The organism is Ralstonia mannitolilytica, from assembly GCF_905397375.1.
In the GTDB taxonomy this organism is placed as follows: Bacteria; Pseudomonadota; Gammaproteobacteria; order Burkholderiales; family Burkholderiaceae; genus Ralstonia; species Ralstonia mannitolilytica.
The window spans coordinates 100,390-123,001 of record NZ_CAJPVG010000011.1 but is presented as its reverse complement, the minus strand read 5'-3'; the positions used below and the strand labels follow the sequence as shown (position 1 = coordinate 123,001).

The 22,612-nt window shown below is 67.9% G+C and carries 16 protein-coding genes; 13 read left to right on the top strand and 3 right to left on the bottom strand.

Features of this window, described 5'->3' with window-relative positions:
• Positions 1-119: 119 nt before the first annotated feature.
• Genes gspL through gspF form a run of 6 tightly spaced genes read left to right on the top strand, consistent with a single transcriptional unit; the run spans position 120 to position 8,222 of the window.
• A complete protein-coding gene (gspL, locus tag KHN96_RS18685) occupies positions 120-1,538 on the top strand; it encodes a type II secretion system protein GspL (protein WP_045785138.1) in 1,419 nt (472 codons plus the stop codon).
• A 10-nt stretch (positions 1,539-1,548) separates the two neighbouring features.
• A complete protein-coding gene (gspM, locus tag KHN96_RS18680; protein WP_045785139.1) occupies positions 1,549-2,109 on the top strand; it encodes a type II secretion system protein GspM in 561 nt (186 codons plus the stop codon).
• 16 nt (positions 2,110-2,125) lie between these two features.
• Entirely contained in the window at positions 2,126-2,968 is an 843-nt protein-coding gene (locus tag KHN96_RS18675; RefSeq protein WP_045785140.1) for a type II secretion system protein N, read from the top strand.
• A 36-nt stretch (positions 2,969-3,004) separates the two neighbouring features.
• Positions 3,005-5,422 (top strand): type II secretion system secretin GspD, encoded by a 2,418-nt coding sequence (gspD, locus tag KHN96_RS18670; protein ID WP_045785141.1) that lies wholly within the window; start codon positions 3,005-3,007, stop codon positions 5,420-5,422.
• Positions 5,423-5,439: 17 nt separating this feature from the next.
• Positions 5,440-6,999, top strand: a complete 1,560-nt coding sequence (gene gspE, locus KHN96_RS18665) for a type II secretion system ATPase GspE (RefSeq protein ID WP_062737724.1) — start codon at positions 5,440-5,442, stop codon at positions 6,997-6,999.
• Positions 7,000-7,010: 11 nt separating this feature from the next.
• Positions 7,011-8,222: a type II secretion system inner membrane protein GspF gene (gspF, locus tag KHN96_RS18660; protein WP_045785143.1), complete on the top strand. Its 1,212-nt coding sequence runs from the start codon at positions 7,011-7,013 to the stop codon at positions 8,220-8,222.
• Positions 8,223-8,847: 625 nt separating this feature from the next.
• Here the strand turns inward: gspF and KHN96_RS18655 are convergent.
• The gene (locus KHN96_RS18655) at positions 8,848-9,513 is read right to left on the bottom strand and encodes a pyridoxamine 5'-phosphate oxidase family protein (RefSeq protein ID WP_373994657.1); all 666 of its coding nucleotides are present in this window, start codon (positions 9,511-9,513) and stop codon (positions 8,848-8,850) included.
• Positions 9,514-9,588: 75 nt separating this feature from the next.
• Between KHN96_RS18655 and pdxR the strand changes: the two genes are divergently transcribed.
• Together pdxR and KHN96_RS18645 are read left to right on the top strand one after the other, a co-directional pair.
• Complete coding sequence (gene pdxR / locus KHN96_RS18650) at positions 9,589-11,088, top strand: MocR-like pyridoxine biosynthesis transcription factor PdxR (RefSeq protein ID WP_045785144.1); 1,500 nt, start codon at positions 9,589-9,591, stop codon at positions 11,086-11,088.
• 338 nt (positions 11,089-11,426) lie between these two features.
• On the top strand, positions 11,427-14,987 hold the full coding sequence (locus KHN96_RS18645) for an indolepyruvate ferredoxin oxidoreductase family protein (protein WP_115044129.1): 3,561 nt from the start codon (positions 11,427-11,429) through the stop codon (positions 14,985-14,987).
• A 78-nt stretch (positions 14,988-15,065) separates the two neighbouring features.
• Here KHN96_RS18645 and sbcB read toward each other — a convergent pair whose 3' ends face one another.
• On the bottom strand, positions 15,066-16,505 hold the full coding sequence (sbcB, locus tag KHN96_RS18640) for an exodeoxyribonuclease I (protein WP_045785146.1): 1,440 nt from the start codon (positions 16,503-16,505) through the stop codon (positions 15,066-15,068).
• Positions 16,506-16,652: 147 nt separating this feature from the next.
• Here sbcB and adhP point away from each other — a divergent pair, with 147 nt between their 5' ends.
• Both adhP and KHN96_RS18630 read left to right on the top strand, forming a co-directional pair.
• Positions 16,653-17,675, top strand: coding sequence for an alcohol dehydrogenase AdhP (adhP, locus tag KHN96_RS18635; protein ID WP_062737722.1), 1,023 nt, complete (start codon positions 16,653-16,655; stop codon positions 17,673-17,675).
• A 59-nt stretch (positions 17,676-17,734) separates the two neighbouring features.
• On the top strand, positions 17,735-18,730 hold the full coding sequence (locus KHN96_RS18630) for a 2-hydroxyacid dehydrogenase (RefSeq protein ID WP_062737721.1): 996 nt from the start codon (positions 17,735-17,737) through the stop codon (positions 18,728-18,730).
• Positions 18,731-18,739: 9 nt separating this feature from the next.
• Here the strand turns inward: KHN96_RS18630 and KHN96_RS18625 are convergent, their stop codons facing one another.
• Complete coding sequence (locus KHN96_RS18625; protein WP_062737720.1) at positions 18,740-19,369, bottom strand: HD domain-containing protein; 630 nt, start codon at positions 19,367-19,369, stop codon at positions 18,740-18,742.
• A gap of 155 nt (positions 19,370-19,524) precedes the next feature.
• Between KHN96_RS18625 and KHN96_RS18620 the strand changes: the two genes are divergently transcribed.
• The 3 genes from KHN96_RS18620 to KHN96_RS18610 all read left to right on the top strand — a co-directional run bounded on the left by KHN96_RS18620 (position 19,525) and on the right by KHN96_RS18610 (position 22,556).
• A complete protein-coding gene (locus tag KHN96_RS18620; RefSeq protein WP_062737719.1) occupies positions 19,525-20,220 on the top strand; it encodes a Crp/Fnr family transcriptional regulator in 696 nt (231 codons plus the stop codon).
• Between the two features lie 92 nt (positions 20,221-20,312).
• The gene (locus KHN96_RS18615) at positions 20,313-21,560 is read left to right on the top strand and encodes an MFS transporter (RefSeq protein WP_062737752.1); all 1,248 of its coding nucleotides are present in this window, start codon (positions 20,313-20,315) and stop codon (positions 21,558-21,560) included.
• A 141-nt stretch (positions 21,561-21,701) separates the two neighbouring features.
• Positions 21,702-22,556 (top strand): ferritin-like domain-containing protein, encoded by an 855-nt coding sequence (locus KHN96_RS18610; protein WP_233902652.1) that lies wholly within the window; start codon positions 21,702-21,704, stop codon positions 22,554-22,556.
• Positions 22,557-22,612 lie beyond the last annotated feature (56 nt).

The window sequence follows — 22,612 nt, the reverse complement described above, 5'->3', positions numbered from 1 at the left end:
CGACCTTCGCCGTATTGTCATCCGCATCGTTCAGCATCGCGGGTTTTGCGCGAGCGGACGGCTCTCTCGGCTCCGTGGATAGCCCGCACCCAAACTCTCAAAATCAATAGAGGAGCGGTTTGACGACCTCCCTGTACGTGCGCCTGCCGCACCGGCCCATTCAATCGCCCGAACGCTGGTCGGCGGGGGCACTGGCCTCCGTGCCGTTTGCGCTGGTGCGCGAGGAAGGCGCGCAAGGCGCCCAGCGCATCCAGCGCGAAGGCACGTCGCGGCCCGACGAGCTGCCCGGGGCCGACCGCCTGATCCTGCTGCTGCCCGCCGCCGACGTGCTGCTGGTGCCGGCCAACGTGCCGCCGCTGGCAACGCCCAAGCTGCGCCTGGCCCTGCCCAACCTCGTGGAAGACCGCCTCGTGCAGGACGCGCAGCAATGCCATATCGCCCTGGGCCCGCGCCTGCGTGCGGCACCGGCCCGCGGCTGGCGCGCGCCGCGCGAGCCGCAGTCGCGCGCGCTGATGATTGCCGACCGGGCATGGGTGCGCTTCATCCTGGATACCTTCGCCGTGCACAAACACCGCACGTGCCATCTGTTGCCTGCGCAGCTTTGTGTACCGTTTGAAACGGCCGCCCCGGTGCCCGCGCCGACTGCGGAAGCGGCGGGCGAGCTCGTGCGCGCGGAGCCGTCGCTCGATGCGCCTGCCGAGGTGCCTGCGGTGGCGGCAGCAGCGCCCGTCGCCCCGGCCACCATCGCACTCGACGCGGCACCGCCGACGGACCCGGACGCGCCCGTCGCGGTCGACATCACCGTACGCACCGGCCCTGCCGAGGGCTATGGCCTGCGCCTGCTGCCGGCAAACGTCGCCAACTGGCTCGCCATTGCGCCCACGCCGGCCACGCTGATGGTCTCGCCCGCGTTGCGCGCGCTGGCCCCCGGCCTATCGGCAGACCCGGCCACCGCCACGCTGGACTGGTCCACCTGGGCCGCCGGCGCCCGCGACGCCCTCGCCTCAGGCGAAGCCGATCTCTGCCAGTTCGACTTTGCACGCGGCGGCGTGGCCGGCATGGACTGGAGCCTGTGGCGCCTGCCCATCGCGCTGGCCGTGCTCATCGTGGCCGTGCAGCTGATCGGCATGAACGCGCGCTGGCTCACGCTGCGCGCCGAGCAGAAGCGACTCGATACCGCCATGCGCGCGCAACTGCAGACGGCGTTCCCGAATACGCCGGTGATCCTCGACCCGCCCGCGCAGATGCGGCGCCAGGTCGAGCAGCTTCGCCTGGCCGCCGGCAAATCGGCGCCCGAGGATTTCCTGCCGCTGGCCGATCGCTTTGCCCAGGCAGCCACGGGCCTCGCGCCCGATGCGCTGCTCGCGCTCGACTACCACGGCCGCGCGCTCACCGTCACGCTCAAGGACGGCACCGACACCGCCGCCCTGCGCACCGCGGCCCGCAACGTCGGCCTGAACATGGACGCGGCCGAGGCCCCGCGCGGCGCCGAAGCCACCGTGCCGGGCTCGCGCTGGACGGTCTCCATCGCCCAATAACGCTTCCGACATGGCGACTTCCTCCCCCTCCTCCACGTCCCGCCGCCTGCCGCGCATTGGCGTGCCGGATTCCGTGCGCGATGCGGCCACGACGTTCTGGAACCAGCGCGAGCCGCGCGAGCGCCGCATCCTGGCCGGCGGCGGCGTGATCCTGCTGCTGGTCATCCTGTATCTGCTGCTCTGGGAGCCCGCCTTCGAAGGCCAGCGCCGCATCGAGAAAGCGCTGCCGCAAATGCGCACGCAGCTCGCCGAGATGGAAACGCTCGGCCAGGAGGCGCGCGCGCTGTCCGCCATTGCCGCCGCGCCCGTGCCGCACGGCGCCGAGTTGCAGCAGGCGCTCACCACGAGCCTCGCCAACCACGGCCTGAAGGCCACGCGGATGGCAATGTCGGGCGAGAGTGTGCAGGTGCAGCTCGACAAGGTGCCGTTTGGCGCCGTCGCCGAATGGCTGCAGGAAGTGCGGCAGGCCCAGCGCATGAAGGTGATCGACGCGAGCATCAGGTACGTGGGCGCCACCGCCCTGGTCAACGTGACGGCGACGCTGCAAGGCCCTGCCGCCGCCGGCCACTGACGAGCCGACCGTGCCGATGCGCATTGAATCGCTGCCGCCGCTGCGCCTGCGCCGCCGTGCCGACGCCGACGAGCGCGCGGGCCTCGGCTGGAGCGTGCTGTGGGCCGTCGCGGCGCTGCTCGCCGTTGCCGTGACGGTCGTGATGCAGTATCCGGCCGCGTGGGCTGCCGAGCGCGTGGCTGCGGCCACCGGGCAGCGCGTGCTGCTGGCCGACAGCCAGGGCACGCTATGGCACGGCAGCGCCACGCTGGCGCTCACGGCCGGCAACGGCGGCGCCGATGCGACCGTGCTGCCCGGCCGGCTGTCGTGGTCGATCGACATGCTGCCGCTGCTGACCGGCACGCTGCGCGCGCACCTCACGCACGACCGGGCGCTGGAAAAGGCCGTCACGTTGACGGTGTCGCCCGGCCATTGGGAGGCCGAAGCGGGCGCGATGACGCTGCCCGCCTCGCTGCTGCAGGGCATCGGCGCGCCGTTCAACACGCTGAACCTGGACGGCCGGCTGCGCGCGCAATGGACGCCGCTGTCGGGCCAGTTCGGGCGCGGCAAAGGCCAGCCGGACACCGCCCAGGGCGCGCTGACCGTCACGCTCGAGCAGGTATCATCCAGCCTCAGCCGCGTGCGGCCGCTGGGCAGCTACCAGGCCGTGGTGTCGTTTGGCGGCGTGGCGGGCGGGCCGATGCAGCTGTCCCTGTCCACGCTGGCCGGGCCGCTGTCCCTGCAGGGCCAGGGTACGCTTGGCCGAGGCGCACATTTTGACGGCGTGGCCAGTGCCACGCCGGAGTCGGAACCACAACTGATCGGCCTGTTGAGCCTGCTGGGCCCGCGTGACGGGTCGCACCATCGACTACGCTTTTGACCGAACGCCGGCGTGCGAGCCAGCGCGCCGACAACCATGAACGAGACCATGCACAACGCCTCTTCCCGACCCGCCGTCCGCGCCATCGTCCTGGCATGTTGCGCAGCGATGGTGGCCGGCTCGATGCCCGTCTATGCCGCGCCGCCCAGCGCCACCTCAGCGCAGAGCGGCAACCCCGGCAATCCGGGGGACGAGGTCTCGCTCAACTTCGTCAACGCCGATCTGGATTCGGTCGTCAAGGCGGTGGGCCAGGCCACCGGCAAGAACTTCATCGTCGACCCGCGCGTCAAGGGCACCGTCAACCTCGTCACCGAGAAGCCGGTGACGCGCGCGCAGGCGCTGGAATCGCTCGGCTCGATCCTGCGCATGCAGGGCTATGCGATCGTCGAGGGCAATGGGTTCACCAAAGTCGTGCCGGAAGCCGACGCCAAGCTGCAGGGCTCCCCCGTGGGCAACGCGGGCGCGCGCGGCGGCGAGCAGGTCGTCACGCAGGTCTTCCGCCTGCAGCACGAATCGGCCAACAACCTGGTGCCGGTGCTGCGCCCGATGATCGCGCCGAACAACACCATCACCGCTTACCCGGCCAACAACACGCTCGTCATTACCGACTACGCCGACAACCTGCGCCGCATCGGCCGCATCATCGCGTCGATCGACACGCCGGCCGCGGGCGAGACCGAGCTGATTCCGCTGAAGAACGCCGTGGCCATCGACGTGGCGGCCACGCTGCAGAAGCTGCTCGACCCGTCGGCCGGTGGCGCGGGCGGTGCAGGCGCCGGTGCGGCGTTGTCCGACCCGAGCCTGCGCACGTCGGTGGTGGCCGAGCCGCGCTCGAACAGCGTGATGGTCCGCGCCTCCAGCGCCGCCCGCCTCGCGCAGGCCAAGCAGCTCATCGCCAAGCTCGACATGCCCGCTGCACGCCCCGGCAACATCTGGGTGGTGCCGCTCAAGAACGCCAACGCCGTGCAGCTGGCGACCACGCTGCGCGCCATCGTCGCGGCGGACGCCACGCTGTCGGCCTCCGCCGCCACCGGCCCGGGCGGCCAGAGCGCCGCGCAGGGCGCCACCTCGCAGCCGACGGGCAGCACGACGGGCTCGCAGTTCAACCAGAACACGCAGAACAGCAATTACGGCAACGCCGGCTCGGGCAGCGGCATGGGCAGCGGCAACTCGTCGTTCCGAGCGTCGTTCGGGCAGAACAACACGCCCGCCACCGGCGGCATCATCCAGGCCGACCCGGCCACCAACGCGCTCATCATCACCGCCAGCGAGCCGGTCTACCGCAACCTGCGCGCCGTGATCGACGACCTCGACGCACGCCGCGCGCAGGTCTACATCGAATCGATGATCGTGGAGGTCACGTCGGACAAGGCCTCGCAGCTCGGCATCCAGTGGATGGTCGGCGCGGGCGGGCCCAACACCTACGGCTTTGGCGGCACGAACTTCGGCAGCGGCGTGGGCAACATCCTGAACCTCGGTGCGATTGCGGCCACGGTGGGCAGCGGCGGCATCGGCAGCACGGCGGCGCAGACGGCCATCGGCACCATCACCGGCAGCAACGTGTCCGGGCTCAACGGCGGCAACTTTGGCGTGTTCAACAAGAGCACGGGGCTCGGCGCGATCCTCTCGGCGCTGGGTTCGGACGGCTCGGTCAACGTGCTGTCCACGCCCAACCTGATCACGCTCGACAACGAAGAGGCGAAGATTCTCATCGGCCAGAACGTGCCGATCACCACCGGTGCGTACGCACAGACGGGCAGCGCCGCCTCGGTCACGCCGTTCCAGACGTTCGACCGCAAGGACGTCGGCATCACGCTGCGCGTCAAGCCGCAGATCACCGATGGCGGGCTGGTGAAGATGCAGATCTTCCAGGAGTCCTCCGCCGTGGTGAACGGCACGCAGAACGCCGTGCAGGGCCCGACGACCAACGTGCGTTCGATCGAGACCAACGTGCTGGCCAACGACGGCCAGATCGTCGTGCTCGGGGGCCTGCTCGAAGACAACTACCAAGACGGCGAGCAGAAGGTGCCGGGCCTGGGCGACATCCCCATCCTGGGGGCGCTGTTCCGCTCCGAGACCAAGCAGCGCAAGAAGACCAACCTGCTGGTCTTCCTGCGCCCGATCATCCTGCGCACGGCAGAAGCCACCGGCGCACTGTCCGACAACCGCTACAACTACATGCGCGAGACCCAGCAGGGCTTCGTCTCGCCCAACTGGCTGCCGACCACATCCGACAAGGACACGCCGGTGCTGCCCGCCCCCGAGACGGTGCGCCCCGCCCCCAACTACGGCGATGTGTCGGTCGTGCCGAAAAGCGCCCCGGGCGTGCAGGTGCCGCCGGGCGCCCCCCTGCCGATGCCGCAGTCGACCACACGCAGCCAGCCACGCCTGCAGAACTTCGCGGCGCCCACGTCCGGCGGCTACGACAGCAACGCGCCGCGTAATGGTGGCTAAGAGCGGCTGAGAACGATATGGCCACGACCCAAGCCCCCATCGCCGATGCCCGCACCCTCGAGCCGCCCTCGCAGTCGGCCGTGCGGCTGGTGCCGTACGCATTTGCGCGCGACGCCAAGCTGCTCGTGGCGCGACAGGATGTCGATACGCTCGAAGTGTGGGTCTGCCCGGAAACCTCCCGCACGGCGCTGGCCGAACTCGGCCGCGTGTTCGGCGCGCTGCATCTGGTGACGCTCGACACGGCAGCGCTGTCCACCGCCACGCAGACGGCCTACAACGCGCAAGACGGCAGCGCCGCCCAGGTGGTGGGCGAAGTGGAAGGCGAAGTGGATCTCTCGCGCCTGATGCAGGACATTCCGGCCGTGGAAGACCTGCTCGAATCCGAAGACGATGCGCCGATCATCCGCATGATCAACGCGCTGCTTACGCAGGCCGCGCGCGAAGGCGCATCGGACATTCACATCGAGCCGTTCGAGAACGCCTCGGTGGTGCGCTTTCGCGTCGACGGCACGCTGCGCGACGTGGTGCGCCCGAAGAAGGCGCTGCACGGCGCGCTCATCTCGCGCATCAAGATCATGGCGCAGCTCGACATCGCCGAGAAACGCCTGCCGCAGGACGGCCGCATCACGCTGCGCGTGGGTGGGCGCCCGGTGGACGTGCGCGTGAGCACCCTGCCCACCGGCCACGGCGAGCGCGCGGTGCTGCGTCTGCTCGACAAGGAAGCCGGCCGGCTCGACCTGGGCAAGCTCGGCATGGGCGCCGAGACGCTCGCGCGCTTCGACCACCTGATCAACCAGCCGCACGGCATCGTGCTCGTCACCGGCCCCACGGGTTCGGGCAAGACGACCACGCTGTACGCGGCGCTGTCGCGGCTCGACGCATCGTCCACCAACATCATGACGGTGGAAGACCCGATCGAATACGACCTCGACGGCATCGGCCAGACGCAGGTCAACCCGAAGATCGACATGACCTTCGCCAAGGCCCTGCGCGCGATCCTGCGCCAGGATCCGGACGTGGTGATGATCGGGGAAATCCGCGACCTGGAAACCGCGCAGATTGCCGTGCAGGCCTCGCTGACGGGCCACCTCGTGCTGGCGACGCTGCACACGAACGATTCCGCATCGGCCGTGACGCGCCTGATCGACATGGGGATCGAACCGTTCCTGCTGTCGTCGTCGCTGCTGGGTGTGCTGGCGCAGCGCCTAGTACGTCGCCTGTGCGTGCATTGCCGCCGCGAAGAAGTGCTCGAACTCACGCCCGCAGAAGTGGAAGCCGTGGCCGGCACGCCCGTGGCCGACGGCGTGACACCGGCCACGCCGGCGCGCAAGTCGGTGTGGCACCACGTCGGTTGCGAGCGTTGCAGCAACTCCGGCTACCAGGGCCGGACCGGCGTGTATGAACTGCTGACCGTCACGCCCGAAATCCAGACCATGATCCATCGCCAGGCCCCGGAATCCGAGATCAAGGCCTTCGCCATCGGGCAGGGCATGCACACCATGCGCGCCGACGCGCAGCGCTGGATCGACACGGGCGTCACGTCGCTGGAAGAAGTGCTGCGCGTCACGCGCGATTGAGCGAGTCGCGCATGCCAGCCTTCCGCTACGAAGCCGCCGACGCCACCGGGAAGACCGACAAGGGCGTCATCGAAGCCGACAGCGCGCGCCAGGCGCGCACGCTGCTGCGTGCACGCGGGCTGACGCCGCTGCTGGTGGACGCGCTGGGCGCACAGGCCACCAAGCGCGGCGGGTCCAGCTTCGGCAAGCGGCTGTCTGCGCAGGAAAACGCGCTCGTCACGCGCCAGCTTGCCAGCCTGCTGATCGCCGGACTGCCGCTCGATGAAGCGCTGGCCGCACTGGCCGACCAAGCCGAGCGTGCGTACGTACATGAATTGCTGGCCGCCATTCGCGCCGAGGTGGTGGGCGGCAGTTCGCTGTCGGTGGCGCTGGCGCAGCATCCGAAGGATTTTCCGGACATCTACCGCGCGCTCGTTTCCGCGGGGGAGCACTCCGGCAACCTCGGCCTCGTGCTCTCGCGCCTGGCGGACTACATCGAGAGCCGCAACGCGCTCACGTCCAAGATCAAGCTGGCGTTTACGTATCCGGCCATCGTGACGGTCGTGGCGTTTGCGATCGTGATCTTCCTGCTGTCGTACGTGGTGCCGCAGGTGGTGAGCGTGTTTGCCAACACCAAGCAGAAGCTGCCAACGCTCACGATCATCATGCTGTGGCTGTCGGACTTCGTGCGGAACTGGGGGTGGCTGTCCGCGATCGTGCTGGCGGCAGTGGGCGTGCTTGTCCGCAACCTGCTCCAGCAGCCGGCGTTGCGGCTGTCGTGGCACAGGTGGCTGCTCACGGCACCGCTGTTCGGCAAGCTCGTCCGCGGGTACAACACGGCGCGGTTTGCGAGCACGCTCGCGATCCTGACCAGCGCCGGCGTGCCGATCCTCCGTGGGCTGCAGGCGGCGGGCGAGACGCTGAACAACGTCGCCCTCAAGACGAACGTGGAGGATGCGTCGACGCGCGTGCGCGAGGGGACATCGCTGGCGCGGGCGTTGGCGGCACAGAACCAGTTCCCGCCGGTGCTGGTGCATTTGATCCGCTCCGGCGAGGCGACGGGCAACCTGCCTGCCATGCTCGAGCGCGCCGCTCAGGGAGAAGCGCAGGAGCTGGAACGCCGGACCCTGTTCCTGACCGGGCTGCTGGAACCCGCGCTGATCCTGACGATGGGGGTGGTGGTGCTGCTGATTGTTCTGGCGGTGTTGATGCCCATCATCGAGATCAATCAATTGGTGCACTGACTTTTTTTTGGTGGGCATTTCTTGGTGTGTCTCCCTGCGGGGGCGGGTTCTTGTGGTGCATCCCTTGTTTCTCCCCCTGCCGGGGGCGACTCACTTTCTTTGTCTTGCCAAAGAAAGTAAGCAAAGAAAGGCGCGCCCGATCCGGCGACCCCCTCCTTGAATTTATGTCGCAAGGAGGGGAAGGGAAAAACTCGCTTCGCTCAAACAGTTTCCCTTCCTTTTTCCTCCTTGCAACACAAATTCAAGGCGCCGCATAGGGCAGGGAAAGGCCAAACCATCGACCACGAGTGCAGCAGGCACCAACAACACAACGCGAAGCAAAGCGAGCAACAACAGCAGCAAACCAGTGCAGCCCAGGCCAGCACACCGTCGGTGTGGCCTTTGACGTTCCTGCCCTAGATGGCGCCTTGGATTTTTGTAAGCGGGCGGAAAAAAGACGGGAAACTGTCTGAGCGAAGCGAGTTTTTCCCGTCTCCGCACGGTTACAAAAATCCAAGGAGGGGGTCGCCATCTCGGGCGCGCCTTTCTTTGCTGACTTTTCTTTGGCAAGACAAAGAAAAGTAAGTCGGCCCCTGCCGGGGACGATACAAGGGATGCACCACAAACAACAAAACCAACGCGCCCCTCACTCCCTCCCCCACTCCCGCACATACACAGGCGTCCCCACAGGCGCAGCCTCCACCACCGGCGCCAACGGCACCAACGCCATCGGCAACACCCCCGCCCACACGGGCAACGCCAGATCCTCCACCTCGTCCTTCGGCCCGCCCGTACGCACCTTGCAGGCCGCTTCGTCCAGCGAGATACGCAACACGGTCGTAGCCGCAAGCTCCTTGGCGTTGCCGGCACGCGCTTCCTGCGAGCGCCCCGGCGCAAGAAATTCCATGAAGGCACTCAGCACGGCAGGCTTCTGCTCGTCAGGCACCACCTCGAACGCGCCGTAGACCACCGCCGAGCGGTAGTTCATCGAATGGTTGAATGCGGACCGTGCCAGCACCAGCCCGTCCAGGTGCGTCACCGTCACGCACACCTGCGCGCCGCCGGCGGCGAGCCTGAGCATGCGGCTGCCGTTGGAGCCGTGGACGTAAAGATGATCGCCCTCGCGCCAGCAGGCGGTGGGGATGCAATGCACGCCATGCTCGTCCGCGAACGCGATGTGGCAGACGTACGCCGCGTCCAGGATGGCATGCAGGGTGGTGCGGTCGTAGTGGCCGCGGTGGGCGACACGGCGCACGCGCGTGCGTGCGGTCGGTGCGGTGGCTTCGTTCGTCATGGCAGGGCTGTCGGTCATGCATTGGTCTGCCGACGATAGAAAAAGCGTGGCACCATGCGTAGACCCACCTGAACGCACATTCCTGGAGCCACGATGGATTACGGCGTCCTGCTGTCGAACTACGAGCGCACAGCCGCGCGCGGCAACGGCGAGGGTGCCCGCATGTCGCAGCAGCATCGCCTGTATGCGTGCCTGCGCGCGGCCATCCTGAGCGGGCAGATCGAAGAAGGCACGCGCCTGGCGCCCTCGCGCACGCTGGCCGAAGAACTCGGTATCGCCCGCAATTCGGTGCTGTATGCCTACGAGCAATTGGCCGCGGAGGGCTTTGTGCTGACCCGGCGGCAGGGCACGGTGGTCGCTCGCGTGGGGTTGCAGCAACCGCCCGTGCAGGCGACCGAGATGTCGCCCGTGCTGTCGAACCGCGTGCGCGAGCTCGAGCGCCCGCGCGGCGGCATGGACGACCCCCTGCCATTCCTGCCTGGCACGCCGGCGCTCGATGAATTTCCGCTCGCGCAGTGGCGGCGCTGCATCGAGCGCGGCTGGCGTCGTATCGGGCCTGGCCAGATGGGCTACGGCCCGGTGGAAGGCAACGTGGCGCTGCGGCAGGCGGTGGCGGAATACCTGCGTGTTTCGCGCGGCGTGCGGTGCGACGCGGCGCAGGTGTTCATCACCGACGGCACGCAGAACAGCCTGGACCTGTGCGGACGCACGCTGGCCGATGCGGGCGACACCGCCTGGATCGAGAACCCCGGCTACTACGGGGCACGTGCCGCCCTGCAGGCCGCCGATCTGCGGCTGGTGCCGATCGGTGTGGACGCCGACGGCCTTGCCCCGCACGAGGGCGACTGGCGCCGCACGCCCCCGAAGCTCATCTACATCACGCCGTCGCACCAGTACCCGCTGGGCGCCGTGATGAGCCTGGAGCGGCGCCTTGCGCTCATCCAGCATGCCCGCGCGGCCGGCGCGTGGATCATCGAAGACGATTACGACAGCGAATTCCGCCACACGGGCGCACCGCTGTCCGCCGTCCAGGGCCTCACCGCCGATGCCCCCGTCATCTACCTCGGCACGTTCAGCAAGATGCTGTTCCCAGCGCTTCGGCTCGGCTACATGGTGGTGCCGCCAGCCCTCGTGCCCGCGCTGCAGAAGACGGCGGGTGCGCTGATGCTGCGCGGGCGCGTGGCCGACCAGCTGGCGCTGGCTGAATTCATCGAGGCCGGGCATTTCACGCGGCACCTGCGGCGCATGCGCCGCTTGTACGGCGAGCGCCGCGACGCGCTGCAGGCGGCCATCGAGCGCCATCTGCAAGGCATCGTGACGGTGTCGGGCGGTGCGGGCGGCATGCACCTGTCCGCACGGCTCGATGCGCCCGTGGCCGACACCGACGTCAGCCGCGCCGCGCGCGAACGCGGCATGGTGCTGCGGCCGCTGTCGCGCTTCTGTCTGCCCGGCACGTTCAGTCCGCAGTACAACGGCCTGGTGCTCGGCTACGGCAATGTGCCTGCCGCGGCGATGGACGGCCTGGTCCTGCGCATGCGCGACGTGATTGAACAGGTCGCCGCCGCCCGATCCGATGCGGCGATGAGGCGCTGAAGGCCGGGGTATCCGGCAGAACGGCGGCAACCACATTCGTCCAGGCAGACGCGGCTTGTCGGCGCGCTTCGCCATGCACGGCGCTTGTCGCGTCAGGCGTTGCATGCGCTGCAACATCGGCGTGGCTGCCCCGTCCAATGCGCCACTTCTGTGCCGAAAACGCCGCAACCTCGGGAAAACCCGCCCCCGTTCTTGCTGCGTTGCACGGTGTTGCGCGTGTCACGCAGTGCTACGATGCCCAGACCCACGGCTGTCCTCCGGTTTCCACAAGAAACGGCGGGGGCGGCATCAAAAGAGACCTGCTGCTGGTGATCCCGGCACACCCACACGGAGCACGCATGAATGCCCCTCTGAACGACGCGCTACGCCGCGCGCTCGAAACCGTTTCCCTGGACGACAAGTACACGCTCGAGCGTGGCCGCATTTACATCAGCGGCACGCAGGCACTGGTGCGTCTGCCGATGCTGCAGCAGGAGCGCGACCGCGCCGCTGGGCTGAACACGGCGGGCTTCATCTCCGGCTACCGCGGCTCGCCGCTGGGTGCGCTGGACCAGGCCTTGTGGAAGGCCAAGAAGCATCTGGCCGCGCACAACATCGTCTTCCAGGCGGGGCTCAACGAAGACCTGGCCGCGACGGCGGTCTGGGGCTCGCAGCAGGTGAATCTGTATCCGAATGCCAAGTTCAGCGGCGTGTTCGGCATGTGGTACGGCAAGGGGCCGGGCGTCGACCGGACGATCGACGTGTTCAAGCATGCCAACTCGGCCGGCTCGTCCGCGCATGGCGGCGTGCTGGTGCTGGCAGGCGACGACCACGCCGCCAAGTCGTCCACGCTGGCGCACCAGTCCGAGCACGTCTTCAAGGCGGCCGGCATTCCGGTGCTGTATCCGTCGAACGTGCAGGAGTACCTCGACTACGGCCTGCACGGCTGGGCGATGAGCCGGTACTCCGGCCTGTGGGTGGCCATGAAGTGCGTGACGGATGTGGTGGAATCGTCCGCCTCGGTGGATGTGGATCCGCACCGTGCGCAGATCCTCCTGCCCGAAGACTTCGTCATGCCCCAGGGCGGCCTGAACATCCGCTGGCCCGATCCGCCGCTGGTGCAGGAAGCCCGGCTGCTCGACTACAAGTGGTACGCCGGCCTCGCCTACGTGCGCGCCAACAAGCTCGACCGCGTGGTGCTCGATTCGCCGCAGGCCCGCTTCGGCATCATGACCGCCGGCAAGGCGTACCTGGACGTGCGCCAGGCGCTGGTCGATCTCGGCCTCGATGAGGACACCTGCCGCCGCATCGGCATCCGCCTGTACAAGGTCGGCTGCGTGTGGCCGCTCGAGGCCCAGGGCGCTCGCGCCTTTGCCGAAGGCCTGCAGGAAATCCTGGTGGTGGAAGAGAAGCGCCAGATCCTCGAATACCAACTCAAGGAAGAGTTGTACAACTACCGCGACGACGTGCGTCCGCGCGTGTACGGCAAGTTTGACGAGCGCGACAACGCGGGCGGCGAATGGTCGGTGCCGATGGCCAACTGGCTGCTGCCCGCGCATTACGAACTGTCGCCGGCACTCATCGCGCGCGCCATCGCCACGCGCCTGGAGAAGTTCGAGCTGCCCTCGGACGTGCGCGCCCGCATTGCCGCGCGCATCGCCATCATCGACGCCAAGGAGAAGGCGCTCGCCAAGCCGCGCATCACCGCCGAGCGCAAGCCGTGGTTCTGCTCGGGCTGCCCGCACAACACGTCGACCAACGTGCCGGAAGGCTCGCGCGCGCTGGCCGGCATCGGCTGCCACTACATGACCGTGTGGATGGACCGCCGCACCGACACCTTCAGCCAGATGGGCGGCGAAGGCGTGGCGTGGATCGGCCAGATGCCGTTCTCGGGCGACCAGCACGTGTTCGCCAACCTCGGCGACGGCACGTACTACCACTCGGGCCTCCTGGCGATCCGCGCGTCGATTGCAGCCAAGGTGAACATCACCTACAAGATCCTCTACAACGACGCCGTGGCCATGACGGGCGGGCAGCCGGTCGACGGCCCGCTTTCCGTCCCGCAGATCGCCGCGCAGGTCTACGCCGAAGGCACGTCGCGCATCGTCATCGTCACGGACGAGCCGGAGAAGTACAACGCCGCCATCAAGCTCCCGGAAGGCGTAACGGTGCATCACCGCGATCGCCTCGATGCCATCCAGCGCGAGCTGCGCGAGGTGCCGGGCACCAGCGTGCTGATCTACGACCAGACCTGCGCGACCGAGAAGCGCCGTCGCCGCAAGCGCGGCACGATGGCCGATCCGGCACGCCGGGCGTTCATCAACGACGCCGTGTGCGAAGGCTGCGGCGATTGCTCGGTCAAGTCGAACTGCCTGTCGGTCGAGCCGCTGGAAACGGAGCTGGGCACGAAGCGCAAGATCAACCAGTCGTCGTGCAACAAGGACTTTTCGTGCGTGAACGGCTTCTGCCCGAGCTTCGTGACGGCAGAAGGCGCGCAGGTGCGCAAGCCGGAGTCGCACGGCGTGTCGATGGACGGCCTGCCGCTGCTGCCGCATCCTGAGCTGCCGGCCATCCACCGCGCGTATGGCGTGCTGGTAACCGGCGTCGGCGGCACAGGCGTGGTGACGATCGGCGGCCTGCTCGGCATGGCCGCGCACATCGAAGGCAAGGGCGTGACCGTGCTCGACATGGCGGGCCTGGCGCAGAAAGGCGGCGCGGTGCTCTCGCATGTGCAGATCGGCGAGCGCCCCGATTCGATCCACGCCACGCGCATCGCCATGGGCGAGGCGGACCTCGTGATCGGCTGCGACGCGATTGTGTCGGCGTCGGACGAAGTGCTGTCGAAGGTGCAGCACGGCCGGACGCGCGCCATCATCAACAGCACCGCATCGCCCACGGCCGACTTCATCAAGAACCCGAACTGGCGCTTCCCGGGCAGCTCGGCCGAGGCGGACATCCGCGCGGCCGTCGGCGATGCCTGCGCATTTGAAGACGCCAACACGCTGGCCGTGCGCCTGCTGGGCGATGCCATCTTCACCAACCCGCTGGTGCTGGGCTTTGCATGGCAGAAGGGCTGGGTTCCGCTGACGCACGACGCGCTCATCCGCGCGATCGAGCTCAACGGCGTCGCCGTCGAGAAGAACAAGACCGCGTTCGAATGGGGCCGCCACCTGGCGCAAGACCGCGAGGCGGTGCTCAAGCTGGCAGGCGACGCACCGCGTGCCAAGGCCGACGTCATCGCCCTGCCCTCGCTCGACACGCTGATCGCCCGCCGCGTCGATCTGCTGACCGCATACCAGAACGCCGCGTATGCCGCTGAATTCCGCGCGGTGGTCGAGCGCGTGCGTGCAGCAGAGGCCGCCGTGGTGGGGGCCGGCCAGCCGCTGGCGCTCACGGAAGCGGTGGTGCGCAACCTGTCGAAGCTGATGGCGTACAAGGACGAATACGAAGTCGCCCGTCTGTACACCGATCCGGCCTTCCTCGACAAGCTGCGCGCGCAGTTCGAAGGCGAACCCGGCCGCGACTACCAGCTCAACTTCTGGCTCGCGCCGCCCATGACGGCCAAGCGTGACGAGAAGGGCCACCTGGTCAAGCAACGCTTTGGCCCGAACACGATGCGCATCTTCAAGCTGCTCGCCAAGCTCAAGGGCCTGCGCGGCACGGCGCTCGACATCTTCGGCAAGACCGAAGAACGCCGCACCGAGCGCGCGCTGATCGGCGAATACCGCGCGCTGGTCGATGAACTGGTGCAGGGCCTGACGGCGCAAAAGCTGGCCCAAGCCGTGGAACTGGCTCGCCTGCCGGAGGACATCCGCGGCTTCGGCCATGTGAAGGAGGCCAACCTGGCTGCGGCGCGCATCCGCTGGAACAAGCTGCTGGCCCAGTGGCGCGATCCGGCGGCGGCACAGCAGGCGGCCTGATCGGCGCTAAGCGTTCGGCAACGCCATGAAAAAAAAACGGAGGCTTCGGCCTCCGTTTTTCTTGATGCGTCGGCTTCGTCAGCCCGGCACGATCTGCTGCGCGTAGTCGTACAGATCCTGCAGGATGCCCTGCGCACGCGTGTCGCCGTTCTCTGCCGCTTCCGCGCCCAACTGTTGAAGCCGCTCGCCGAACATTTCGAAGGTCATGTAGCCGTCACGGCCTTCGAACAGCCGCTCGGCGCGCAACTGCTCCCACTGCTCGTATTCCTCTTCGTTCAGCGTGTCGGGGAAGTTGCGTGCGCGGTAATGGAACAGCAGCTCAGGCAGGCGCGCGTCCGCAAACTCCGCGTGCAAGCGCGCGAGCTGTTCGCCGCTGAGCGTGCGCAGCTCGTTGAGCAGGCGGCGGTCGTCGTTGCCGACGAATCCGCCGTAGAGGTTCTGGTCGACGTCTTCGATCGGCTCCAGTTCGCGGGCGTACACCTGACGCCAGGTTTCGCGCATGTCGGGCGCGCCTTGGGCGATGGCGGCGTGGCGTTCGATCGTGGCGAAGTCGATGCCCCAGCGTTCTGCCTGCGCGGGCTGCAGCGTCTTCATGTTGCTGATGACGATGGGCGACTTGTTGATGTGAATCGACTTGATCGGCAGTCGCGTGGTGCCTTCGGCCAGATCGGCCGTGCGCGTGAACATGCGCTCGCGGATCGTCGCCACATCCATGTGGAACAGCTCGGACGGGTCGAACGCCAGATCCCAGACGATCAGTTCGTTCTTGTTGGTCGGATGCCCACCCAGCGGCCACACCACCGCCATGCAGCCGCGCTCCACGCCATACATGCCGGAGATGTGCAGCAACGGCCGCGGCGCATCGCCAATCTCGGCCACCACGCGGTCTTTCTTGCGCAGCGCCAGGCAGAAATCGAACAGGCGCGGCTGCGCATTGCGAATCAGGCGCGCCAGCGCAATCGTCGCGCGCACGTCGGACACCGCATCGTGCGCCGCCTCGTGCACCAGGCCGTTGGCCTTGGACAGATGCTCCAGCTTGAAACTCGGCCGGCCGTCTTCGTGCGTCGGCCATTGAATGCCTTCCGGGCGCAGGGCCCAGGTCGTGCGGACCACATCGAGCAGATCCCAGCGTCCGCACTCGTTCTGCCACTCGCGCGCGTACGGGTCGATCAGGTTGCGCCAGAACAGGTGGCGCGTCACCTCATCGTCGAAACGGATGGTGTTGTAGCCGACGCCGATGGTGCCGGGCGTGCCGAGTTCGCGCTCGATGGCCTGGGCGAAACGGTATTCCGGAATGCCTTGCCGGGCGCATTGCTGCGGCGTGATGCCGGTGATGAGGCACGACACCGGATCGGGCAGCCAGTCGTTGGACGGCTGGCAGAACAGTTCGACCGGCTCGCCGATCTCGTTCAGCTCGGCATCGGTGCGGATGCCGGCAAACTGCGCGGGGCGATCACGGCGCGGCACGGCGCCGAACGTTTCGTAGTCGTGCCAGAGGAAGGTGGGAGTGACGGGCAAGGCAGCGGCTCGCTGGAAAACACTGAAGATGCCGGCATGTTAACAGTGTTGCCCATCCCGCTCGCCCTCCTTGGCGGTTGACTCACATCAATCCGCATCGGGCAGGCGTCGACCAGACTGGTATCTCCCCCAACCCGGAGATGTCTCATGGCCCAGTCGATGAAAGCCGCGGTAGTCCATGCGTTTGGTGAACCCTTGCGCATTGAGGAAGTGCCGGTTCCCACACCTGGGCGCGGGCAGATTCTTGTCAAGATCGCGGCCTCGGGCGTCTGCCATACAGACTTGCACGCCGCCGAGGGCGACTGGCCCGTCAAGCCCAGCCTGCCGTTCATCCCCGGGCACGAAGGCGTGGGTTATGTGGCAGCCGTGGGCGAAGGCGTAACCGCCGTCAAGGAAGGCGACCGCGTGGGTGTGCCCTGGCTCTACACCGCCTGCGGCCACTGCGAGCACTGCCTGAGTGGCTGGGAAACCCTCTGCCACGAGCAGCAGAACACCGGCTACTCCGTCAACGGCGGCTATGCCGAATACGTACTGGCCGACCCGAACTACGTCGGCCACCTGCCCGCGCAGGTCAGCTTCGAAGAGATCGCACCGATCCTCTGCGCGGGCGTGACGGTCTGCAAAGGCATCCGCATGACGGATACGCGCCCCGGCCAGTGGATCGCCATTTCCGGCATTGGCGGCCTGGGGCACGTGGCGGTGCAATACGCGATGGCGATGGGCCTGCACGTGGTGGCCGTCGACGTCGCGTCCGACAAGCTGGCGCTGGCACGCGAGCTGGGGGCCAAGCTCGCCGTCGATGCCTCGCAGCAAGACCCGGCGGCCGTGATCCAGAAAGAGATCGGCGGTGTGCACGGCGTGCTGGTGACGGCGGTGTCACGCAGCGCCTTTGCTCAAGCGTTGGGCATGGTGCGCCGCGGCGGGACGATCTCGCTCAACGGGCTGCCGCCGGGCGATTTTCCGCTGCCGATCTTCTCCACGGTGCTCAACGGCATCACCGTGCGGGGCTCGATTGTGGGCACGCGGCGCGACTTGCAGGAGTCGCTGCAGTTTGCCGCCGAGGGGTTGGTACGGGCCCACATTCACCGCGACAAGCTCGACAACATCAACCAGGTGTTCGCCGATCTCAAGGCCGGCAAGGTGGATGGCCGCATCGTCCTGACGCTCTGAGCGCCGGCACCCGGCGGTGCGAGTAAGCTGCAGGCATCACGTCCGCTTGCCCCACCGCCATGCGCATTCTCTTTTTCAGCAGCCACCGTTACGACGAAGACAGCTTCCGCGCCTCACTCGCGCGTGGCGGCCACGGCTTCGACTTCGTTTTCCAGCGCGCGCACCTCGACGCGCAGACGGCATCCCTCGCGGCCGGCTTTGAAGTGGTATGCCCGTTCGTGAATGATTGCCTCGATGCGGAAGTGCTCGAGGCGCTGGCGGCGGGCGGCACGCGGCTGATCGCGTTGCGCTCGGCGGGCTTCAACCATGTCGACCTGGCGGCCGCGCAGCGGCTGGGGCTGACCGTGGTACGCGTGCCGGCGTATTCGCCGCACGCGGTGGCCGAACATGCGGTCGGCATGATCCTCACGCTGAACCGGCGGCTGCACCGCGCCTGCAATCGCACGCGCGAAGGCGATTTCTCGCTGGACGGATTGCTGGGGTTCGACCTGGCCGGCAAGACTGTCGGCGTCGTCGGCACGGGGCAGATCGGCCAGGTGTTCGCGCGCATCATGGCGGGTTTCGGCTGTCACGTGCTGGCATTCGATCCGTTTCCGCAAGCGGCGCTGACGGCGCTGGACGTGCGCTACGTGCCGCTGCCGGAATTGCTGGCGCAGGCCGATATCGTCAGCCTGCATTGCCCGCTCAACGCCGGCACACACCACCTCATCGACGCCAGCGCGCTCGCCAGCATGAAGCCGGGCGCCATGCTCATCAACACGAGCCGCGGCGGGCTGGTGGACAGCCCCGCCCTGATCGACGCGCTCAAGAGCGGCCAGCTCGGCCACCTTGGGCTCGACGTCTACGAAGAAGAGGCCGATCTGTTCTTCGAAGACCGCTCCGCCGACGTGCTGCAGGACGACGTGCTGGCGCGGCTGCTGAGCTTTCCCAACGTCATCGTGACCGCGCATCAGGCGTTCTTTACGCGCGAAGCGCTGGCGGGCATTGCCGACACCACACTCGCCAACGTGGCGGCGTGGGCGGCAGGCTCGCCCGTCAATGTGGTGAAGGGCTAGGCCGGCACGTCACGCTGCCGCGGCTTTCGGCTGCGACAGTTCGCTCTCGCCTTCCTTCACGTAGATGGAGTTGCGTGGCTTGGCGAGCACGCGCCGCACCATCGGCTCGAAGAACGACAGCGGCAGGTTGTCGTAATCCGGCATGAAGGCGGCGGCGTCGTATTTGGCGCAGAACTCGGCGGTGCGCTCGAACAGCTCGGGCTGGTTGCGGTACTGCTCGCGCAGGTTGCGGTCGAGCCCGAGATGGTGGAAGAAGTAGTAGCCCTGGAAGATGCCGTGCTTCTCGACCATCCACAGGTTTTCCGGACTCACGAACGGCTTGAGGATGGCCGCGGCGATGTCCGGATGGTTGAAGCTGCCCAGCGTGTCGCCAATGTCGTGCAACAGCGCGCACACGACGTATTCCTCGTCGCGCCCGTCGCGGTGGGCGAGCGTGGCGGTTTGCAGGGAATGCGCGAGACGGTCGATGGGGAAGCCGCCGCAATCCCCGTCGAGCAGCTTCAGGTGCGCGAGCACGCGATCGGGCAGCGCGCGGGCATAGGGCATGAACTCGGCCGAGATGGCGGCCCAGTCCTCGCGCGTGCCGTGCTCCATATGGGAGAACGTCGCGCGCGCGGCGGTGTGTTGGGGATCGGTCATTGGGGTGTCTCCTTCGTCGCCGGAATGGTCGCGTCGGTGCCGCGTCGTATGGACGGCGTTTGCGCGGCTGAAGGGCCATTCTGTGCCCGGCGCTTGCACGCAGACTGTCAAGCGCTTGACAATGGGCCGGTCGCCCATCGCTGCACCATGCCGCCATGCCTGCAGACGTCTCCCATACCGCTCCGGCGCCGACGCCCGCCCAACTGGCCCAGGGCTGGCTGCGCGATGCGCCGGCCGAACTGCTGGCCGAGATCGCCCCCACCACCCGGCTCGTCACCTACCCCGACGGCGAATGCATCCACCCGCACGGCGGGCCGGCGCAGGGCATGTTCCTGATCGTGCGCGGCCGCGTGCGCATCAGCCGCACGACCGGCGGCGGCAGCGAACTCGTCTACGGCGTGCTGCGCGCCGGCGAATGGTTTGGCGAGATCGCCCTCATCGACGGCGGCGGCCGCACCCACAGCGCGCACGCCCAGGGGTCGACCACGCTGATCCTGCTCGGCAGCGCGGCATTTGCGCGGGTGGTATCCGTCTACCCGGCCGCCATGTGGGCGCTGATGCAGCAGCTCTGCCAGCGCATCCGCCTGATCTTCGACGAGTTCGAGCGCGCCAGCGAGATGCCGGCCGATGCGCGCCTGGCCCAGCGCCTGCTGCAGCTCGCCCGGGCGGGCGACGGCTGCACCGTAGCCGCCAGCAACGAAGAACTGGGGCGCATGCTGGCACGCTCGCGGCAGACGATCTCGAAGTACCTGCAGGCATGGCAGCGTGCCGGATGGGTGCGGTGCCACTACCGGACGGTCGAGCTCGTCGATACGGCGGCACTGCGCAGGCTGTTCGGCGGCAACGCCTGAGCATGCCCCGCCGACGGGGCACGCGCGATCGGAGCAGCGTCGCTAGAATGCGCGTACGCCGGGCGTTCGTCCGGCGCCAACGCGTCTTCTCCATGACCCCCATGCTCTCGCCGGCCTCGGCTGAAGGCCGGCGCCTTGTCGTGCTGCTCGGCCTCGCACAAACGGTCTCGTGGGGCACGCTGTATTTCACGTTCACCGTGTTTCTGGCGCCGATGCACGACGCGCTCGGCTGGGCGCGGCCGTTCCTGGCGGGCGGCTTCTCGCTGGGGTTGCTGGTGTGGGCGTTGTGCTCGTTCTGGGTCGGGCGCATGCTGGACCGATGGCCGGCGCGGCGCGTCATGGGCGTCGGCACGGTGCTGGCGGCGGCAAGCCTGCTGGCGTGGTCGCTCGTGGGCAGCGAGGCCGCCTTCCTGCTGCTCTGGCTGCCCATGGGGGTCGCGATGGCCACGACGCTGTACGACCCCGCCTTCGTCGTGCTGCGGCAGGCGTTCGGCGATGCGTATCAGCGCCCGATCATCGGCCTCACGCTGATTGCGGGGTTCTCCAGCACGATCTGCATCCCGCTTGCGCAGTGGGGCGTGAACTCCATCGGTTGGCGGCACACGCTGCAGCTGTTTGCGCTGGCGCATGTGGCGGTCTGCCTGCCGATCCACGCGCGGCTTCGCGTGCGGCCGGCGGCCCACGCCGCGACGACACTGGATCCGACCACGCCGATCCATGTCTCGGCGTGGCGCATGGCACTGCACATGCCGGTGTTCTGGGCGGTGGTCCTGGCGTTCGTGGCCACGAGCCTGGTCGCCACCGTACTGGGGGCCCACCTGATTCCGCTGCTGACCGAGAAAGGCGTGCCAACCAGCCGCCAGTTGCTGATCGCTGCCCTCATCGGCCCGGCGCAGGTGCTCGGGCGCCTCGCCATGATGCGGCTGCACTCCACGCGGCCGGTGCGCATCGCACCCTGGACGTATGCCGCCATGGCCCTCGCCCTCGTGCTGCTGGCCGTCTCCACCGGGCCGCTGCTGATCGGCTTCGCCCTCGTCTACGGCGCGGCCAACGGCATCAACACCATGGTCCGCGCGATCGCCATGCCGGAGCTGGTCTCGCGCAACCAGTACGCCACGCTCAATGGGCTGATGATGACGCCCGTGCTGCTCGCACAGGCCGGCGCGCCGTGGCTCGGCGCGCTGCTGTGGAAGGCCACCGGAGGCTATGCCGCCGTGGAGTGGGCGATGGTGGCAGCCGCGCTGGTCGCACTCGCGGCATTCAGCTATGGCCTGCGGCGGGCCCAGCGTCGCCCCGCGCGTACGGTGCTTCCCGGTCGCGACGTGGCGCAATCGCCGTAACTTCGACGCCACTTGACGCGCAGAAGATTGCTGTCAGGAACCTTTACGCGAGCCAATCTGTCTTGAAACCTGGTACGTGATGTCTCATTCTCACGTTAGAGGCGGCCCGCTTTTTGCGGCCACGCCAACGGAGGACGCGCCGTGTCACAGGTTCATCTACAAACCGAATCCGCGAGTGGACAGCTGCCCTGGACGATCCAGGAGATCGCCTACGACAGCATCGACGTCGCACGCGTGCGGGAAAACCGCACGCTGTTCTACCTCGTCGCCAGTGCCTCGTTCATCGAGAGCGGCTCCGATCTCTACGCCGGCAACCTCGCCCAGTACTACGCCGACCGCCCGGAAACAGCGCACTGGCTGATCTCCCATTGGGAGCGCGAAGAGCTCCAGCACGGCCGTGCGCTGCGCCGCTACGTCGAAACGGTCTGGCCCGAATTCGACTGGGAGCGGGGCTACGCGCGCTTCTTCGAGGAATACTCGGTCACCTGCTCGGTCGACCACTTCGAGCCCACGCAGGCACTGGAGATGGTTGCGCGCTGCGTGGTCGAGACCGGCACCGCCACGTTCTACCGCGCCATCGCCCAGGCCGCCGCCGATGCCGACGAGCCCGTGCTGCGCGACCTGGCCAGCCGCATCTCCGCCGACGAGGTCCGGCATTACAAGCACTTCTTCCGCTTCTTCAACGAATGCAACGCATACGAAGGCGTCGGCCGCACGCGCGTACTGAAGGCGCTCGCCTCGCGCCTGCGTGAGATCAAGAACGAAGACTCGATGATCGCCCTGCGCAATGTGCTGCGCATCGAACGCGGCCAGGAAGACGTGCCCGAAGCCGATGTGCGGGCCCTGAATTCGCGCGTGAGCGCGCTGGTACGCTCGCATCTGCCGATCGACATGGCGGCCAAGATGCTGCTCAAGCCGCTGCGCCTGCGCCCGGGGTTCGAGCGCTCGATCCGGCCGCCGCTGGTTGCGCTGGTGCGGCGCGTCATGCTGCACTGATCGGCAATTCGGACGCCAAAGAAAAAACCCGGGCAGTGCCCGGGTTTTTTTTTCAA

Coding starts and splice junctions, on each gene's coding strand:
- KHN96_RS18615 (WP_062737752.1), top strand. CDS start 20,313: ATGACCCCCATGCTCTCGCCGGCCTCGGCTGAAGGCCGGCGCCTTGTC.
- pdxR (WP_045785144.1), top strand. CDS start 9,589: ATGGATTACGGCGTCCTGCTGTCGAACTACGAGCGCACAGCCGCGCGC.
- gspF (WP_045785143.1), top strand. CDS start 7,011: ATGCCAGCCTTCCGCTACGAAGCCGCCGACGCCACCGGGAAGACCGAC.
- adhP (WP_062737722.1), top strand. CDS start 16,653: ATGGCCCAGTCGATGAAAGCCGCGGTAGTCCATGCGTTTGGTGAACCC.
- KHN96_RS18625 (WP_062737720.1), bottom strand. CDS start 19,369: ATGACCGATCCCCAACACACCGCCGCGCGCGCGACGTTCTCCCATATG.
- KHN96_RS18620 (WP_062737719.1), top strand. CDS start 19,525: ATGCCTGCAGACGTCTCCCATACCGCTCCGGCGCCGACGCCCGCCCAA.
- KHN96_RS18655 (WP_373994657.1), bottom strand. CDS start 9,513: ATGACCGACAGCCCTGCCATGACGAACGAAGCCACCGCACCGACCGCA.
- KHN96_RS18630 (WP_062737721.1), top strand. CDS start 17,735: ATGCGCATTCTCTTTTTCAGCAGCCACCGTTACGACGAAGACAGCTTC.
- gspD (WP_045785141.1), top strand. CDS start 3,005: ATGAACGAGACCATGCACAACGCCTCTTCCCGACCCGCCGTCCGCGCC.
- gspE (WP_062737724.1), top strand. CDS start 5,440: ATGGCCACGACCCAAGCCCCCATCGCCGATGCCCGCACCCTCGAGCCG.
- gspM (WP_045785139.1), top strand. CDS start 1,549: ATGGCGACTTCCTCCCCCTCCTCCACGTCCCGCCGCCTGCCGCGCATT.
- KHN96_RS18645 (WP_115044129.1), top strand. CDS start 11,427: ATGAATGCCCCTCTGAACGACGCGCTACGCCGCGCGCTCGAAACCGTT.
- KHN96_RS18675 (WP_045785140.1), top strand. CDS start 2,126: ATGCGCATTGAATCGCTGCCGCCGCTGCGCCTGCGCCGCCGTGCCGAC.